Source organism: Janthinobacterium sp. (genome assembly GCF_031995485.1).
GTDB lineage: Bacteria > Pseudomonadota > Gammaproteobacteria > Burkholderiales > Burkholderiaceae_D > Janthinobacterium.
This window is the reverse complement of record NZ_DAMAGB010000011.1, coordinates 52,853-68,976: the sequence shown is the minus strand read 5'-3', so window position 1 is coordinate 68,976 and position 16,124 is coordinate 52,853. Positions and strand designations below refer to the sequence as shown.

Annotated in this window: 15 protein-coding genes; 10 read left to right on the top strand and 5 right to left on the bottom strand. The window is 64.4% G+C overall.

Annotation, left to right across the window (positions count from 1 at the left end; all coding sequences use genetic code 11):
* Window positions 1–10: 10 nt before the first annotated feature.
* Together RTQ46_RS09725 and RTQ46_RS09720 are read right to left on the bottom strand one after the other, a co-directional pair.
* Window positions 11–1,858 (bottom strand): phytase, encoded by a 1,848-nt coding sequence (locus RTQ46_RS09725; RefSeq protein ID WP_312436206.1) that lies wholly within the window; start codon window positions 1,856–1,858, stop codon window positions 11–13.
* An 8-nt stretch (window positions 1,859–1,866) separates the two neighbouring features.
* Entirely contained in the window at window positions 1,867–4,398 is a 2,532-nt protein-coding gene (locus RTQ46_RS09720; RefSeq protein WP_312436205.1) for a TonB-dependent receptor, read from the bottom strand.
* A gap of 281 nt (window positions 4,399–4,679) precedes the next feature.
* Here RTQ46_RS09720 and RTQ46_RS09715 point away from each other — a divergent pair, with 281 nt between their 5' ends.
* The 6 genes from RTQ46_RS09715 to RTQ46_RS09690 all read left to right on the top strand — a co-directional run bounded on the left by RTQ46_RS09715 (window position 4,680) and on the right by RTQ46_RS09690 (window position 11,625).
* Window positions 4,680–5,567: a GGDEF domain-containing protein gene (locus RTQ46_RS09715; RefSeq protein ID WP_312436203.1), complete on the top strand. Its 888-nt coding sequence runs from the start codon at window positions 4,680–4,682 to the stop codon at window positions 5,565–5,567.
* Between the two features lie 8 nt (window positions 5,568–5,575).
* Window positions 5,576–6,601: an AraC family transcriptional regulator ligand-binding domain-containing protein gene (locus RTQ46_RS09710; protein ID WP_312436202.1), complete on the top strand. Its 1,026-nt coding sequence runs from the start codon at window positions 5,576–5,578 to the stop codon at window positions 6,599–6,601.
* 154 nt (window positions 6,602–6,755) lie between these two features.
* Window positions 6,756–8,150 carry a class I SAM-dependent methyltransferase gene (locus RTQ46_RS09705; RefSeq protein ID WP_312436201.1) on the top strand — a complete coding sequence of 465 codons (1,395 nt, stop codon included), beginning with the start codon at window positions 6,756–6,758 and terminating at the stop codon, window positions 8,148–8,150.
* A 13-nt stretch (window positions 8,151–8,163) separates the two neighbouring features.
* Window positions 8,164–9,507, top strand: a complete 1,344-nt coding sequence (locus RTQ46_RS09700; protein WP_312436199.1) for a HAMP domain-containing sensor histidine kinase — start codon at window positions 8,164–8,166, stop codon at window positions 9,505–9,507.
* Window positions 9,507–10,619: a response regulator gene (locus tag RTQ46_RS09695; RefSeq protein WP_312436197.1), complete on the top strand. Its 1,113-nt coding sequence runs from the start codon at window positions 9,507–9,509 to the stop codon at window positions 10,617–10,619. Before RTQ46_RS09700 ends, RTQ46_RS09695 begins: the two co-directional genes overlap by 1 nt.
* A complete protein-coding gene (locus tag RTQ46_RS09690) occupies window positions 10,612–11,625 on the top strand; it encodes a response regulator (RefSeq protein ID WP_312436196.1) in 1,014 nt (337 codons plus the stop codon). The genes RTQ46_RS09695 and RTQ46_RS09690 overlap by 8 nt, the downstream gene beginning before the upstream one ends.
* Before the next feature lie 72 nt (window positions 11,626–11,697).
* Here RTQ46_RS09690 and RTQ46_RS09685 read toward each other — a convergent pair whose 3' ends face one another.
* Entirely contained in the window at window positions 11,698–12,225 is a 528-nt protein-coding gene (locus RTQ46_RS09685) for an SRPBCC family protein (RefSeq protein ID WP_312436194.1), read from the bottom strand.
* Between the two features lie 139 nt (window positions 12,226–12,364).
* On the opposite strand from RTQ46_RS09685, the gene RTQ46_RS09680 reads away from it, so the two are divergent.
* The 3 genes from RTQ46_RS09680 to RTQ46_RS09670 all read left to right on the top strand — a co-directional run bounded on the left by RTQ46_RS09680 (window position 12,365) and on the right by RTQ46_RS09670 (window position 13,767).
* Entirely contained in the window at window positions 12,365–13,150 is a 786-nt protein-coding gene (locus RTQ46_RS09680) for a DNA/RNA non-specific endonuclease (protein WP_312436193.1), read from the top strand.
* A gap of 18 nt (window positions 13,151–13,168) precedes the next feature.
* Window positions 13,169–13,423: a hypothetical protein gene (locus RTQ46_RS09675; RefSeq protein ID WP_312436191.1), complete on the top strand. Its 255-nt coding sequence runs from the start codon at window positions 13,169–13,171 to the stop codon at window positions 13,421–13,423.
* Between the two features lie 95 nt (window positions 13,424–13,518).
* Window positions 13,519–13,767 (top strand): hypothetical protein, encoded by a 249-nt coding sequence (locus RTQ46_RS09670; RefSeq protein WP_312436189.1) that lies wholly within the window; start codon window positions 13,519–13,521, stop codon window positions 13,765–13,767.
* Here RTQ46_RS09670 and RTQ46_RS09665 read toward each other — a convergent pair.
* Together RTQ46_RS09665 and RTQ46_RS09660 are read right to left on the bottom strand one after the other, a co-directional pair.
* A complete protein-coding gene (locus RTQ46_RS09665) occupies window positions 13,764–14,156 on the bottom strand; it encodes a hypothetical protein (protein WP_312436188.1) in 393 nt (130 codons plus the stop codon). The two genes, RTQ46_RS09670 and RTQ46_RS09665, sit on opposite strands and share 4 nt — an antisense overlap.
* Before the next feature lie 18 nt (window positions 14,157–14,174).
* Entirely contained in the window at window positions 14,175–15,299 is a 1,125-nt protein-coding gene (locus tag RTQ46_RS09660) for an NAD(P)/FAD-dependent oxidoreductase (protein WP_312436187.1), read from the bottom strand.
* Between the two features lie 80 nt (window positions 15,300–15,379).
* Between RTQ46_RS09660 and RTQ46_RS09655 the strand changes: the two genes are divergently transcribed.
* The gene (locus RTQ46_RS09655) at window positions 15,380–16,054 is read left to right on the top strand and encodes a TetR/AcrR family transcriptional regulator (protein ID WP_312436186.1); all 675 of its coding nucleotides are present in this window, start codon (window positions 15,380–15,382) and stop codon (window positions 16,052–16,054) included.
* The last annotated feature ends 70 nt before the right edge of the window (window positions 16,055–16,124 follow it).

Sequence of the window (16,124 nt, the reverse complement as noted above, 5' to 3'; positions counted from 1 at the left end):
CCAGCCGCCATTAATCCAGCTTCAGCGCCCTCGCCACATCCCGCCACGCCACATACTTGAAGTTCTGCGGCCCGTCCGGCAAGCGCTTGTAGCCGTCCTGGATCACCAGCATGCCCTGCGCATACGCGCCACCGAGGTTGGCGGAGCTCACTTCCAGGCCATCGGTCTCGGACGTGCCGTCGATGCCGGCCGGCAGGTTGAAGCCGACCCTGAAGCGCCCGCGCACCTTGTAGGGAGCGGCCGCGTCGAGCACCACGTAGCTGCTGTCGCCCTGGCTGGACACCACCAGGTAACTGGGCGCGCCGTTGCGGCCGTGGTAGAGGGCCATGCCTTCCACGTCGGCCGCCAGTTGCGGGCCGACCGGCAGCACCATGCTCAAGGCGTCCGGCCTGGCCGCGTCGGCCGAGGTGCTCCACACGCCGCGCGTTTCTTCACCGAGGAACAGACGGCCGCTGGCGTCGTCGGCCACGCAGCCTTCCGGCTGCGTGGCGACCTTGAAGCTGCGCAGCAGGCTGGCCGTGAACTGGCCGCCGTTCCTGCCGATGCTGTACTGCTGGAAGGTGCCGTCCTTGTCGTTGATGAATGCTTCCACGCCACCCGATTTCGGCTGGTACAGGCACATGCCGTAGATTTCCTTCAGGCCAGTGGCAAAGCTGGCCGCTTCCCGCACTTGGCCATCGGCGGCAATCGTAAACAGCATCATGCTGTTGTCGTCGCGGCGGGTGGCGATCGCCAGGTCGACTGTCGTGCCACTCAGGTTGATTGCCTGGCGCACGTCGACATTGTTCAGCCTGCCCACTTCCAGCAATTGCGTCTGCTTTCCCCGCAGGTCGTAGACCAGCAGGCCCTGCTTTTTATTCGTGCCCAGGATGCGCGCGTCGGCAGGATTGCCGGCCAGCCAGATGGCCGGATCGTCGGCCGCGTCGCCCTGGCGCGCCATCGGCTCGGTCTGTGCCTGCGGCTCGATGATCGCCACCGGCGGCTGTACCTCGGGCTTGCCTTGCCAGGCCAGCGCGCGCGATTGCCAGCCGTCCTTGCCGCGCAGCAGCAGCTTGCCGGCGTCCCACACCAGCTGGCTGTCGCCCTTGCGCGCGTCCAGCGCGACGGTTTGCGGCGCCTGCGCCGTCCATTTGCCGTTCTTGCGGGCCAGCAGATGCAGTTGCTCGGCTTTGGCGTCGAGCACGGCTATGCCGCCCGGCAAGACAGCCAGCGCGCCGGCGCCGCCATTGAGCGTGCCGTAAGGCCCGCGCAGGGCGACCGCCTCGCGCGTGGCCATGCCTTCCGGGTTGGCGTCATACGCCCATACGCCCAGATTGCCTTCGCTGACCAGCAGGCGCTGCGCGCCATCGTCGACGCGGCAATGTTTTACATGGGGCGGCAGGGCCAGTTTCCGTACCAGGCGGCGCTGCTGGCCCTGCATCACCCACTGCTCGGCCTGGCCATCCTTGCCGACCAGGAACAGATGATCGAGTTGCTGGGCGTCGCGGTACAAACACGATGCTTCCACCGAAAAGGTGGCCTCGGGGAACGGCGCCAGCCGCGTCAGCTTGCCAGCTTGCAGGTCCACCGTGACCGGCAGCGGGCGCTGGGTGTCGGCGTCGAGAAAAACGGCCAGCAGACTGTCGCCGCTCAGGCGCGTATCGAGCTGCTTGGCGCGCACCTTTATACGATCCAGTTCGCGGCCATTCGCGTCGAACAGCGCCAGCCCATGCTTGTCGAGCGCCAGCCAGCCACCGCCGGGCAAGCGCGCCAGTTCCTCGGCGTGCTGCGTCAAGGCGGGCAGGGGAGCGGCCAGGGCCGTGCCGCCCAGGGCAAACGCTGCCAGCAAGGCGGCGTTGAGAACGGTTTTTTTCAACATCGTGTTCATTAAAATGCGCTCGCTTTCAGGCTCAGCTTCCAGGTGCGGCCGTATTGTTCGTTCTGTACGTTGAATTGCTTCGTGCCCTGGTAGACATAGTATTTCTCGTTGTTCAGATTCGCCGCTTCGAACGTCAGCTGGAGCTGCTTGGTCAGCTGGTACGACAGCGAAAAATCAAGCTGCTTCTGGCTGTCGACAATATGGTCCTGGCTTTGCTGCAGGATATCGCCGCCCATTTCCAGCAGGTAAGGCGATTTGTAGTTGAGCGCCAGGCGCGCGCTGAGCGGTCCCGTTTCATAGCCGAGCATGATATTCATTACCTGTTTCGACTGGCCCGGCAGGCGTATCGTGCGCCCGAGCTGGCGGCCGGCCGCCTTGTCGTAGCGGCCGATCTGCGCCGACGAAGTGGTCAAGGTGCCGTTCACACCCAGCAAAAACTGGTTGAACGGCGCGGGCAGCATGCGTAGCGGCTGCATGTACGCCAGCTCGATGCCTTTCACCTTGGCCGCGTCGCCATTCGCATACGAGGTGGCGCTGGTATAGCCGGCCCACTGGCCGGTGCCGGCCAGGTTGGTGGTATAGGTAAAGTTCTTGATGTCCTTGTAGAAGCCGTAGGCCGACATCACGCCGTCGTTGCCCAGCACGCGCTCGATGCCGAGATCGAGGTTATTGGCTTTCAAGGGTTTCAGGTCCGGATTGCCGATCACCGCTTCCGTATTGCTGGCCAGGCTCACGCCGGGCGCCAATTGACTGAAGTTGGCGCGCACCACGGCCTGGGTCCAGGCCGCGCGCACGCTGGTTTTGCCGTCCAGGTCGTAGCGCGTCTGCAGGTTCGGCAGCCAGTTGGTGTACGAACGCTCGCGCGCCAGCGGCGTGGCCGCGCCCGTGCTGTCGACCTGCGAGCCGGCAGCCTCGAAGCTGGTGCGCTCGGCGCGCACGCCGCCCAGCACATGCCAGGCATCGACATCCCAGCTGTTCTGCACGTACATGGAATTGATGTCTTCGTGCATGCGGTAATCGTTGATGACGGACTCGGTGGCCAGGCGCGCCTTGTCACGGTCCAGGCCCGCCACGCGGGCGCGGATAAGGGCCGGGTCGAGCGCCACGCCGATCGTACCCAGGTCGTAGTCGAGATTGCGTGCCTGTGCGAAAGCGCTCATGGACGTCGCGCCCGCGCCCCAGTAGTTGCCGCTGGTCGCCTTGCTGCTGTTGTAGGCCCACTGATTGGTGTCATTGGTCTTCTCGCGGCGGCTGGCCTTGGCGCCGAATTTCAGGGTGGCGCTATCGAACTTGCGGGTGAGATCAATGCGCGCGTGGTGTTCATGGTCTTTCGAGTAGCGCTGCTGCAGCGTAATCGCGTTCAGCGCATAGCTGGCCGGATCGTACAGCGAGGCCGGGCCGCTCAGGAGTGGCTCTTTTGTATCCGTAAAACCGATGCCCGTGAAATTGCCGGTACCGCGGAAGCGCCCGTCGTTCAGCGACTCCGGCGTGTCTTCGGTGGCGCGGCTGGCGCCGCCCTTGAGGTCGAGCGTCCAGTCGCCCGAGGTTTGCTGCGTGCCCAGTACCAGCGAGCGCACCTGCTGCGTGTACTTGCGCTGGCGGATGCGGCGTTCGGCGCGCGCGGTGCCCGTTTCGCCTTCGGCCAGGCTGCCGCCGGCGATATTGCTGATGGTCAGGCGGTCGCGCACTTCATTGTCGGAAAATTCGCTCAGGAACGAGCGCAAAAACCAGCTGTTGCCGGCCTCGGGGCGGTAATCGAGATTGAGCGCCAGCGCGCCGCGCTTTCTCACCGGCAGGTAGTCGCGCAGTTCCAGCCCGCTCAGGCGGCCGTTGGTCCAGGCGCCGCCCGTTTCCACGTCGTCCGAGCCGAACGAGCGTTTTTCCGCGCTGACGCCGGCCGCCACGCCAAGCTTGCCATCGAGAAAACGCTGTGCCCACAGCGCGCCTCCGCTGGGGCTGGTCTTGCCCGTCTTTTCGTCGTGGCTGGCGGCGACGTTTGCCGACAACACCGTGCCCGGCACGTCAAACGCCGACAGCGATTTCACTTCAATCGTGGCGCCCAGCGAATTGGCATCCATTTCCGGCAGCAGGGTTTTGGAGACTTCCAGCGTGCGGATCAGGCCGGCCGGAAGGATATCGAGCGCCACCGCGCGCCGGCCCGCTTCCGGCGACGGCACCAGTGCGCCATTGATGGTGACGGCGTTCAGGTCCGGACCCAGGCCGCGCACGGTGATATAACGGCCTTCGCCCTGGTCGCGCTGCACCGACACGCCGGGCAGCCGGGCCAGCGCTTCGGCCGCGTTCTTGTCGGGCAGGCCGCCGATATCGTCGCTGCTGATGACGCTGACGATATTGTCGGCTTTTTCCTGGGCGGCGATCGCATTGCGCAGGCTGGAGCGCTGGCCCTTGATTTCCACGCTGGCATTGTCGGGCAGTTCGGTTTGCGCAATGGCCTGGCTGGAGCAGGCGGCCAGCACGGCCAGCGACAGGGCGGTCAGGCGCAGGGAAGAATAGTGGGTAACGGCGTTGTTGTTGGTCATGGCAGGCTCGGCAGGAGTAAGGAACCGGGCGGATTCTAGGCAGCAAATATGACCGATCCATGACAGGCACCGCCGCACACGCGTGCAATTGGCCGGTTTTGCCTTCGCTTGAGCCGAAATGACCCGGCACGGCCGGGGCTGCGCGAAAGGAATGGTGCTTTTGCAAGGTGTATGACGATCGCCGTGAGCCGTTTGCACCTGCTCCGGCAATGCCACCTCCATGTCATCGCCCTGTCATGGCCGGCCGGTATTGTGGCTGCACTCTTTGTAAAGGTCTATCCATGCTGCAATTGCACCGCAACAGTCTGCTCGCCGCCGCGCTGGCGCTGCCCGTCTTCTTCCTGCTGTATGCGACCCTGGGCGTGCCCAAGCCACTGCACGCCTGGAAGTGGATGGACATCGTCTGCGAAGGCGGCACTGCCGTGATGGCCGGCGTGTGGTTGTTGTTCACCCTCAGCAGCCGCCCGCGCGGGCTGGTCACGCGCCTGCTGGCCGGCGGCCTGTGCGCCATCATGCTGGGCTCGTGGGCCGATTGTCTCGATGAATTCTTTGCCGTCGACAAGCAGCAGCTGTGGGACAACTGGCTCGAAGCGCTGATTCCGTTCGGCATGCTGCTGGTCACTGCCGGCATGTATTACTGGCGCCACGAGCAGTTCCGCCTGAACGAACACCTGCAAAAGCGCGAACGGCTGTTTCGCGACCACCGCGCCTTCGACCGCATCACGCAGCTGGCCGACGCCAGCTATCTGCGCACCCAGCTGCGGCTGGAACAGGAGCGCCGGCCCGGCGTCGACTGCGCGCTGGTGCTGCTCGATATCGACAAATTCCACCTGATTAACCGCGAACATGGCCATGCCGAGGGCGACCGCGTGCTGCAGGCGGTCGGCCATATGCTGCTGTTGAACTTGCGCAACGACGACCTGCTGTGCCGCTATGCGGGCGACCGCTTTGCCGTGCTGATGCCGGGCGTGGCGCGCGCCGATGCCGTGTCGGTGGCGCGCCACCTGTGCTACATGGTCGGGCAGATGCGCCATTTCGCCAGGGATGGCGAAGTTCGGCTGAGCTTGCGCCATGCATGTTCGATGACCGACGGCGTGCCCGAAGTGGTGCTGGCCGAACTGAGCCGCGCGGTGGAAACGCCCGCCACGTACGGCGCGGCGCCCGCTTGAGCTGCGCGGTGAAGCTGAGCCAGGCCAGCGACGCCAGTATTGCGGCACGGCATCAGCCGGCGCTGGTGCTGGGCTATGCGCGCTCGCGCGAGGCAGCGGCCGCGCCATTGCTGCGCGGCACAGGGCTGGAGAGCGCCGACGGGCCGTTTGACGACAGCCTGCTGTCGGCCACGCAATACCTGCAGCTGCTGGCCAATGTGGCGCGCAGCCTGGACAGTCCCGACACCAGCTTTATGCTTGGGCAGCAATTGTTGCCCGGTCATTATGGCGCCGTCAGCCATGCGCTGCTGCAGGCGCAGAACCTGCGCCAGGCACTGGAGGTGCTGTGCACCAGCCATACGCGGCTGTGTCCATTGCTGCAGCCGCGCCTGCGCCAGGCGGGGGCACTGCACGTGCTGTACTGGACCGATGCGTTCGGCGCGCCCAGCCAGCTGCCATTCCTGGTCGAGATGCACATGACGGCCTTGAGCGCCATGTGCCGCTGGCTGGCCGGCGCACACCTGCCGTGGCGCTATTGCTTTAACCGTGCGCGGCCGCGCCATGTGGAGCAGCACGAGGTGCATCTGGGGCAGGACCTGCGCTTCGACTGCCAGCTTGACGCCATGCTGATCGACATTGCCTGGCTGGACCGGCCCTGGCCGCGTGGCAACGCGACAGCCGCCGCGCTGGCGCAGCGCGCCGCCAGCCTGGAAGCGGCGCCGGCGCCGGGCCTGCTGGGCGGCCTGTACGACTACCTGCTGCGCGAACTGCGCAGCGCGCCGACGCTGGAACGCACGGCGCACGATTTCGGCGTCAGCCCGGCCACCCTAAAGCGCCACCTGGCGCGCCATGGCACGCATTTCCAGGCCGAGCTCGACCAGGTACGCGCGCACAAGGCCATCTATCTGTTCCAGGCGCATGGCTATGACAACGACGCCGTGGCCGACTATCTGGGTTTTCACGACGCCACCAACTTCCGCCGCTCGTTCAAGCGCTGGACCGGGCAGACGCCGCAATTGCTGCGCCAGGCGCTGGGCCTGTTCGTGGCCGGCTGATGTCTGTCACGGCATAAATAGGTTCCATAGCGAACAATTGCCCGTCCGGCAGCATCCGGTGTACACTCGACAAGAGCACCTGCAGAGATGAGCATGCGGCAGGCCAGTTCGCTCATGCGGCGCCCGGAAACCAACCACCAGATACTGTTCAACCGTGTATTCACAATCGCAAATCGATCCAGTCGTCAGTTTCCGCAATACCCAGGGCGAAGTGGTCCGGGGCACGATTTTCAATCTGCAGCGCAATTCGCTGGTGATGGAAATCTACAATCCGTATTCGATCATCCAGGTCAGCGAGGTGCTCGCCGAGCTGACCGTGCGCATGGGCGCCAAGAACGCCTATGTCGGCAAGGCGGTGGTGATCAGCAGCGTCAACACGGGCCTGACCGCCATCGTTTCGGCCACCCTGATCGATGAATGGCGCGAACTGAGCGACGTGGTGGTGATCAAGGGCGCCGTCGGCCGGGAAGCGGCGGCCTTTGTCGCCGGCTGGGGCGAGCGCTTTCGCATCGACCGCGACTACCAGATCGTGGTCAATGAAATGCGCGCCTTTCTGTCGGAGGTGGCGCGCTGGGTCGAGCAGGTCGATCTGTCGGACACGCTGCCCAAGGAAAACGGCCGCCTGCGCGCCGATATTTTCGATGAACTGGCGCAGCCGCTGATGGAGCAAACCCAGCATTATTTGCGCCAGCTGGAAAGCGCGGCCTCGCAGGTGGCCGAGGAGCAGGCACCGGCGCACCGCGCATTTGCCCAGTCCGCGCTGCATCCCCTGATCCTGCGCGCGCCCTTCGTGTTTCGCACCTTTACCAAGCCGCTCGGCTACGCCGGCGACTACCAGATGGTCAACCAGCTGCTCGACGATCCGCGCCAGGGGCCCAGCACCTACTTCCAGATCGTCAACGCGGCATTCCTGCAGGCGGCAGTCGCGACGGCGCACCGCAACCGCATCGATATCCTGACGCAGTTCCTGGTGCGGAAAGCAGCCGAGGCGCGCGCGGCCGGGCGCGTGTTCCGCGTGCTGAACGTCGGTTGCGGACCGGCCATCGAGGTGCAGCGTTTTCTTGAAACCTGCCCGGACGCCCAGTGGCTGGCGTTCGAGCTGCTCGACTTCAGCGGCGAAACGCTGGACTGGACACGCGCGCGCCTCTCCAGCATCATGCAGCGCAACGATCGCAGCGTGCAGATCGATTATGTACAGGATTCGGTGCACAACCTGCTCAAGCGCCGCCATGGCGCAAGGCGCGCCCATGCGGGAGGCGAGTTCGACGTGGTGTATTGCGCCGGCCTGTTTGATTACCTGTCCGACAAGGTCTGCGCGCGCCTGCTGCTGCACTTCGCTGCGCGCGTGCGGCCGGGCGGACGCTTGCTGGTCACCAATGTGCATGAAAACAATCCTGGCAAGTTCGGCATGGAGCATTTGCTGGAATGGCATCTGATCTACCGCAATGAAGCGAGCCTGTCGGCCCTGTTGCCCGAATTTGCCGTCGCGCGCGATATCTATCTCGACGCCACCGGCGTCAATGTATTTGCGGAAGTGAGTTTGCTTTGAAGGATGAATTTTAATGGACAAACCGGGCCTGCATGCAGGCTACGCGGCCGTGCTGCGCGATTTCCGGCTCGAATTCAGCCGTGGCGGCGCCTGTACCGGCATCGCGCTGATCCTGCTGGGCATGGCGCTGGATTCGGCCCTGTATCCTGCCATGCAGGCGCCGTTTGCAGGCGCGCGCGTGCTGGTGGCGGTGCTGATTTTCTGCGTGGTGCTGGCCATGCGCACGCGCTGGGCGCAGGAGCGCATCGCCTGGGTCACCTTTGTCTGGCTGCTGCTGCCGCAGCTGATGATCGCCTGGATGATCGCGGTGACCGAAGGCGAGGCCTCGATCTATTACGTGGGCATGACGCTGGCCATCTATTCCTCGGGCATTGCGCTCGCTTTCGGGCTGTGGCAGAACATGGTGTTCGGCGTCATCTCGTGCCTGCTGTACGTGGTCGCCTGCGTCTGGCATGCCGGCGGCACGGCGCTGTCGCCGGCGTTTGTCGTCAACTGCCTGTTTTTGATCATGTCGGCCAGCATCAGCGCCGTGTTTACCTACTTTAACGAACGGGCGCGCTTCATGCTGTTTCAGCTGAAGGCCGAAGTGGCGCAGAAAAACCTGCAGCTGGAAGAAACCAACAAGAACCTGGCCGATATCAAGGGGCAGATGCTGCAGCAGGAAAAGATGGCGGCGATCGGCACGCTGGCCGCCGGACTGCTGCATGAAGTGAACAACCCCGTCAATTTCTGCATGATGGCAATCGACGTGGCCATGGAAGAGCCTGCCGCCCGCCAGAGCCCCATGATCAGCGAATGCCTGACCGACGCCAAGCAGGGCATGCTGCGCGTGCAGCACATCGTGTCGGACCTGAAGACGTTTGCCTACCGCAAGAGTGGCGACCAGCTGGAACAGGGCCACTTCAACTTCCAGCGCGCGCTGGAATCGGCGATCCGGCTGGTCGGCCATGAAACCAAGAACGTCGATATCAGCCAGACTTTGCCTGATCACAGCTATGTGCGCGGCGACGAGGCCGCCATCGTCGGCGTGCTGATCAATTTGCTGGGCAATGCCGTGCTGTCCATGCGCAAAGGCAACGCGCCACCGTTCGAGATCCGCGTCGCAGCGCGCTGGCAGGACGACCGGCTGCATGTCAGCGTGCGCGACAATGGTCCCGGCATCGAACCGGAAAACCTGGCCCGCGTGTTCGAGCCCTTCTTTACCACGCGCGAAGTGGGGCAGGGGCTGGGCCGGGGCCTGAGCATCAGCTATGGCGTGATCAAGCGTCATGGCGGCACGCTGTCGGCCGAGAGCGTGTTTGGCGCATGGGCCAGCATGAATTTCGATTTGCAGCGCTCGGATTGGGAGGGCCATTGATGGACAGCGATGGCCGCGCCACGGTGCTGTATGTGGACGATGAAGAACTGGCGTGCAAGTATTTCGCCCATGTGGCCGGTGCGCGCTACCATGTGCTGACCAGTACGGGCGTCGATGCGGCGCTGGCCCTGCTCGACGAGGCGGGCGAACGGATCGATGTACTGGTCACCGACTACCGCATGCCGGGCAGGCTGGGCAGCGAACTGCTGCAGGAAACGGGGCAGCGCCATCCGCATATCGTCTGCATGCTGGCCACGGCGTACGCGGACAAGCAGGTGCTGCTGGAATTGATCAACGCCGGCTCGCTGTTCCGCCTGTTGGAAAAACCGCTCGATACGGCAGAACTGCTGCGTGCCCTGGCCCTGGCGGTGCAGGCCGGGCGCGAACGCGCGGCGCGCCGCCAGGGCTTGCTGGCGATCGACGAATCGCTGGCGTTCCTGGCGCATGAACTCAATACGCCGCTGGCGGCGATCGCCAATTTTGCGCGCGGCATCGAAAAGCGTACCATGTCCCTGGAAGGCAACGCCGCCGAAATCGGCGAAGCGGCGGCGCTGATGCACGACAATGCCCGCTATTGCCTGGCGGTGCTGGCCAGCTTTGTCGACACGGTGCGCCTGGCCTCGAACGGCGCGGACCTGCAGCGCGCGCGCCACGGCGCCGGCAGCGCGCGCCGGCTGCTGGCGGGCCTGCTCGACAGTTATCCCCTGACCGCGCGCCAGCGCGCCTGCATCACCGTGGACGGCGACGGGGATTTTGTGATCGCCGAGTCGCCCCATTGCGTCTCGCTGATCCTGTCGTTGGTGCTGGGCCATGCCTTGCGCGCGGTGCGGCAGCAGGCACACCCGGCCATTGTGTTGTGCGCCAGCGAGGGGCGCATCAGTGTCAGCAACAATGGCGGCCTGGCGCCGGAACTGGCGGATCGCCTGCTGCACGATCCGCTCGACGCCTGTGCCGGCATTGCCGAACGGCAGGACGACCAGGGCTGGAGCCTGATTTTCTGCAAGCGCATGATGCAGTCATTCGGCGGTACCATAGCCATCACCACCGACCATGGCAGTACCACCACCGTCAACCTGAATTTTCCAGTTTATAGAAGGAACGAGCATGATTGACGCCCATCTGCCTGCGCCGGTCCCCCGCGCGCCGGCCCAGCCGCTGCCGACGATACTGTACGTCGATGATGAAGCCAACGCCCTCAAGTATTTCCAGCGCGCCATCTCGCCGCTGGCCCGGGTGCTGACCGCCATGTCGGTCGAGGAGGGCAAGCGCATTCTCGACGCGCACGCCGGCACCATCGCCGTGCTGGTGTCGGACCAGCGCATGCCTGGTGCGTATGGCAATGAATTGCTGTCATATGCCTGGGACCGCCATCCGCATATCGTGCGCATCCTGACCACCGCCTATTCCGAGATCGAGCATACGGTGGAGGCCGTCAACCAGGGCCAGATCCACCGCTATATCCAGAAGCCGTGGGATATCGCGGCGCTGCGCATGGAGCTGAAACAGGCGCTGGCGCTGGCCCAGCTGCAAAATGAGCATGCCCAGCTGCTGCGCGAAAAACTGCTGGTGCGCCAGCGGCAGGCGGTCGCCAACCGCATCGGCAGCCTGTACAGCCTGTGCGCCAGCCTGGCCGGGCCGGAGCAGCAGTTGCCGGTGGAGGCGTATCTGTCGGCCGCGCTGACGGCAGGCGTGACGCCGCCCGAGCCGGACTGGCTGCTGATGGACCATGCCGACCTGGTCGCCTCGGAAGCGTTTCGCAGCACGGCGTTCGGCGCCGATGTGCGGCGCCATCTCGATGCGCTGGAACTGGCCCATCCGGGCCGCGGCGTGGAGCAGACGCTCGACCTGCTGCTGCCCGTGTTTGGTGCAACGATCCGCAGCGTGGGCGGCACCGTGCTGTTTCTCGACAGCCGGCAACTGACGGAATTCCTGGAAACACCGACCGGCATGCCGGTGTCCGATATCCACGCATTCTGGCTGGCCAGCCTGCTGTGGCTGGCGCGGCGCGGCTGGTCGCTGCAAGTGGCCAGCGGCGAGCAGGGCTTGCAGGGCAGGGTGATGCAGGCGGAGCCGGCGTTGAGCCCCGATCATCTGGCGGCGTGGATCGAGCAGTTTTGACGCCGCGCCGGTCGTTGCCAACGGTGGTGCCGGATTAGGCCGCAGCCCGTAATCCGGCACCACCATCGCCGATCATTGCTCCGCCACTTCCTTCAAATTCGCCAGCCCCTTGTCGAAATCCTTGCCGATCATGGTATCCATGCTGACAAATACGTTCATTACCTTGCTGACATAAGGGCTGGGGCCGGTCATGGTCCAGTTCACTTTCGTGCCGTCGCCTTGCGGCGTCAGGGTAAACACGGTGGTGTTGTGGCTTTCGAACGGCTTCAGGAAGTCGAGCCGGATCACGGTGCGCTCCGGCGCGGCCGCTTCGATGATTTCCATGCGCCCGGCGCCCACCTTGTCATCGCCGTGCCAGACGTATTTCGCGCCCAGGCCGCTGGCCGGGCCGCCGTAGGTGCGCTGCATGTCCGGGTCGAGCTTTTCCCACGGCGACCACAGCTGCCATTTCTGGAAGTCCGTGACCAGCGCCGCCACCTTGTCCGGCGCAGCCTTGACGGTCACTTCGCGCTGCACGCTGAAGGTATCGGGCTTGGTGGTGGCAAAGCCGAGTACGCCGGCAACGAAGATGGCGATCAGCAGCAAGGTTTTCTTGATCATATGCTCTCCCAATCTGAATGGTGAACCGGACAAATCGGATCAATCTTAGCAGAGAAGCACGCGCGCGCACGCCTCATTTGTCGGGCGCGATGCGCGTCCGTTAGAATGCTGGACTGCAATAATTTCAGATCAGGTAACCATGATGCAACGTACCATCGCCAGGCTCGGCCTGGCGTGCGGCCTGCTGGCGACAGCGCTGGCCGCAAACCCGGCCTGGGCCGCCGCCTGTCCCGCCCATTACGTCGACGGCCGTCCACCCGAAATCACCAATCCCAAGCTCGATGTCGCGACCACCGAGCTGTGCTATACCGTGTTTGGCGTCATGCATTCCGGCGTTACGCGCACGCCCTTGTGGTCGGCCGAGCACCTGACGGCCAGCCATATCGAGGCGGCGCAGGACCTGTCGCGCGAAAACACCTTCCATGCCGAACGCCAGCTGCCGGCCAGCCAGCGCGCCGAACTGTCCGACTATGCGCGCAGCGGTTTCGACCGCGGCCATATGGCGCCGAACGGCGACATGCCGGACCGCCGCAGCCAGCAGGACAGCTTTACGCTGGCCAATATGGTGCCGCAGGACGCGCGCAACAACCGCTATGTGTGGGCCGGCATCGAAGGCGCCGTGCGCAAGATGGCCAAGAAGGAGGGCGCGCTGTATGTGATCACGGGGCCGGCCTTTATCGGTGGCAACTTGCGCAAGGTGGGCCGGGTGATCGTTCCCAGCCATTTGTACAAGGCCGTCTACAGCCCGCGCCAGGGCGCCGGCGCCGCCTACTTTATCGCCAACACCGACACCAAGGACTATGAAGTGCTGAGCATCGCCCAACTGGAAGACAAGCTCGGCATCAATCTGTTACCGTCGCTGACGCGCCAGCAAAAGCTGCGCATGCTCAGCTTGCCCAAGATTAACAGCAAGAAGTTCAAATAAGTCAAATAAGGCCATCCCATGTGCGCAAAAAAATTCGTCCCGTACGCCAATGAAAGCGATGTGCTCAATATCGGCACGCTCAGCGTGGAAAACCGCCTCGACCGCGTCAGTCTCAGCGGCGACCTCGACCTGACCCTCGACCAGGCAGGACTGGCGCTGGCAAAGCAGCTGCAGAAACTACTGGCTGACGTGGTGGCGGAACTGGAAAAGCAGGACTTGCCCAAGCAGCTGCCGCCGCCAGAGGTCAAGACGGTCGATAACCCCTTCGAGTGACGCCGGCGATGGATGGCGCACGATTCGCGGCTCACTGCGATGAACTGAGGACAGGGCTGGTCAGGGATTTCACGAACCCCGCGTCAGGCAGCGAAGTGGCCACCAGGATCGCCGCGCTGGACCTGGACCATGAGCAGACCCGGCAACTGACAGCCATCCTTGACACGGCGGTGCGCGACACCGTCTACACGCTGTTGCTGGCCCTGGACGGCGCTGCCAGCCTGGGCAGCTGCCAGCAGCAGTTCACGCTGACGGACGAGGACGGCAATGTCATCGAGGATATCGAAGACGCCGCGTGGGAGTGTTTTCATGGCGATGCCGGTTCCGGCGGAACGCCTGGCTAGAAATCAAACCAGGCCGATATGACCATTCCATCCGTATTCGGGCCGGGCTGCGCCGTTCGCAGGCAGCGCCGCAGATCGTCGTAGCCATCAAAGCGCGCCAGCTCCTGGCGTGCGTCGTTCAGCAGCACGAGGTCGGCGCCTGCGGTTGCCGCGTCGAGACACAGCAGATCGTGAAAATCGCCGGCAAGCGGGATCAGCTTGCCGGCAATCTCCCAATCGGCCAGCAAGGCGTGGGCATTCGCTACTTCCTGCGGCGTGAGGAAGGGCGTGGGCAGGGCGAACCGGCTGCCGCCCAGGCACAGTTCCTGGTCGGCAGGAATGGCCAGCAGTTGTGCTAGCCAGGGCGGCGGTTCAATTTTCCAGAGTTGGAATGCGTGTGAGTAATCCATGGCCCATTATCCATCAAATCAGTCATGCTCCTGGAGCATGGCAATCAGTTCCGCAGCCGCATGCTCACCGGTGAGCAGCCTGTGCATTTTATCGCCCTCCATGGCTGCCTGTGTGCTGCGGGCGAACATGGCCTGTTCGTAGCGGCCGAGCGCCGCCTCGATATCGTCCGGCTGGGCGGCCAGGGCCAGGCCCAGCTCGGCGCCATCGAGCATCGCCAGGTTGGCGCCCTCGCCATTCGGCGCGGAAAGGTGGGCCGCGTCGCCGAGCAGGGTGACGCCGGGCACCCGCTGCCAGCGGTGCTCGACGGGCAGGGCGTACAGCGGGCGCCATAGCGGCGCGGTGTCGCTGTCAGTAATCAGGGCCTTCAATGCCGGCGCCCAGCCATCGAATTGCCTTGCAATACGCGCGCCGGCCGCTGCCGGGTTTGTAAAATCGATATCGGCAAACCATGCCAGCGGCCTGGCCAGCATGACATAGGCATGCAAGGTCTCGCCGCGTTCGCGATGCGCCATGATCGAATTGCCCTGCGCCGGCGCGCACATCTGCCCGCCGCCGACGAGTTGCGCGCTGGCCGGATGCCGCGCCGTGGCATCGTGCAGCCACGTTTCCACATACGAGGTGCCGATGTAGCCGGGTGTTGCTGCCGATAGCAGGGGCCGCACCCGCGACCATGCGCCGTCGGCGCCCACCAGCACGGCCGTCTCGATGGTTGCGCCATGCGCAAACGCGACTGCGTGACGGCCATTGCCCAGCGCCTCCACCTTGCTGACCTTGTGATTCCATTGCACGCTACCGGCCGGTAAAGAATCGAGCAGCATCTGCCGCAGCTCGCCGCGCATCACTTCCGGGCGGCCGCCCGCGTCGCCGTCAGGCTCGCTGTACAGCACCGCGCCGTCGCGCTCCAGCACGCGCATCGCCTGCCGGCCTTCCAGAATCAGGCCGCGAAACTCGTCCATCAGTCCGGCTGCCTGCAAGGCCAGCTGGCCGTTGTAGTCGTGAATGTCGAGCATGCCGCCCTGTGCGCGCGAAGTAGCGCAGGCTTCCGCTTCGTAGACGGTGGCGGCAATGCCATGCAGATGCAGCACGCGGGCCAGCACCAGGCCGCCCAGGCCTGCGCCGATAATGGTGACGGGTGTTTTCATGTTATTTCCTTTGATTGAACAATGAATGGAACGTTGTTCCAATATATTGGAATGGAATTCCATTTGTGTCAAGATGCGGCATGACTGAAAAAACACCACGCCGTCCCCGCCGCGACGATGCGCTGTCGCGTGAGCGCATCATTGCCGCCTCGATCGAGTTGCTCGACAGCGGAGGCGAGGCCGCGCTGACCTTCCGCGCGCTGTCCGAGCGCCTCGCCACCGGCCCTGGCGCCATCTACGGCCATATCGCCGACAAACACGATCTGCTGGTGGCTGCCTGCGATGCAGTAGTGTCGCGTACTGTGGAGCCCGGCATGGCTGGCGCATCGCCGCAAGCGACCATACGCGCCGTGGCGCTGGCCCTGTTTGACGCCATGGATGCCCATCCGTGGATCGGTTCCGCGCTCAGCTGGACGGCAGGGCAGTTGACGATGGTGCGCATCATCGAGTGCATCGGCCAGCAGCTGCGCGCGCTGGGCGTGCCGCCGGAAAAGCACTGGGCCACGGTGTCGGCCTTGCTCAATTTTATTCTCGGCGTGGGCGGACAGAATGCCGCCAACGCCCAGGCGGCCCGTGCGCGCGGCGCCGACAGGGGCGATGTGCTGGCTGCGGTGGCCGGTGCCTGGTCCGCGCTCGACGCCGCTCAATACCCGTTCGTGCGCAGCGTGGCGGTACAGATGCGCGCGCATGATGACTGTGCCGATTTTCTGTTCGGCATCGACCTGATACTGCAGGGTGTATCCGCAGATACCTGACAGTGCTGGCCATTTTTTTTCGCATGCAATAAAATAGCGCTGTCGGAAAAGGCAGATTTGGTCATAGGTA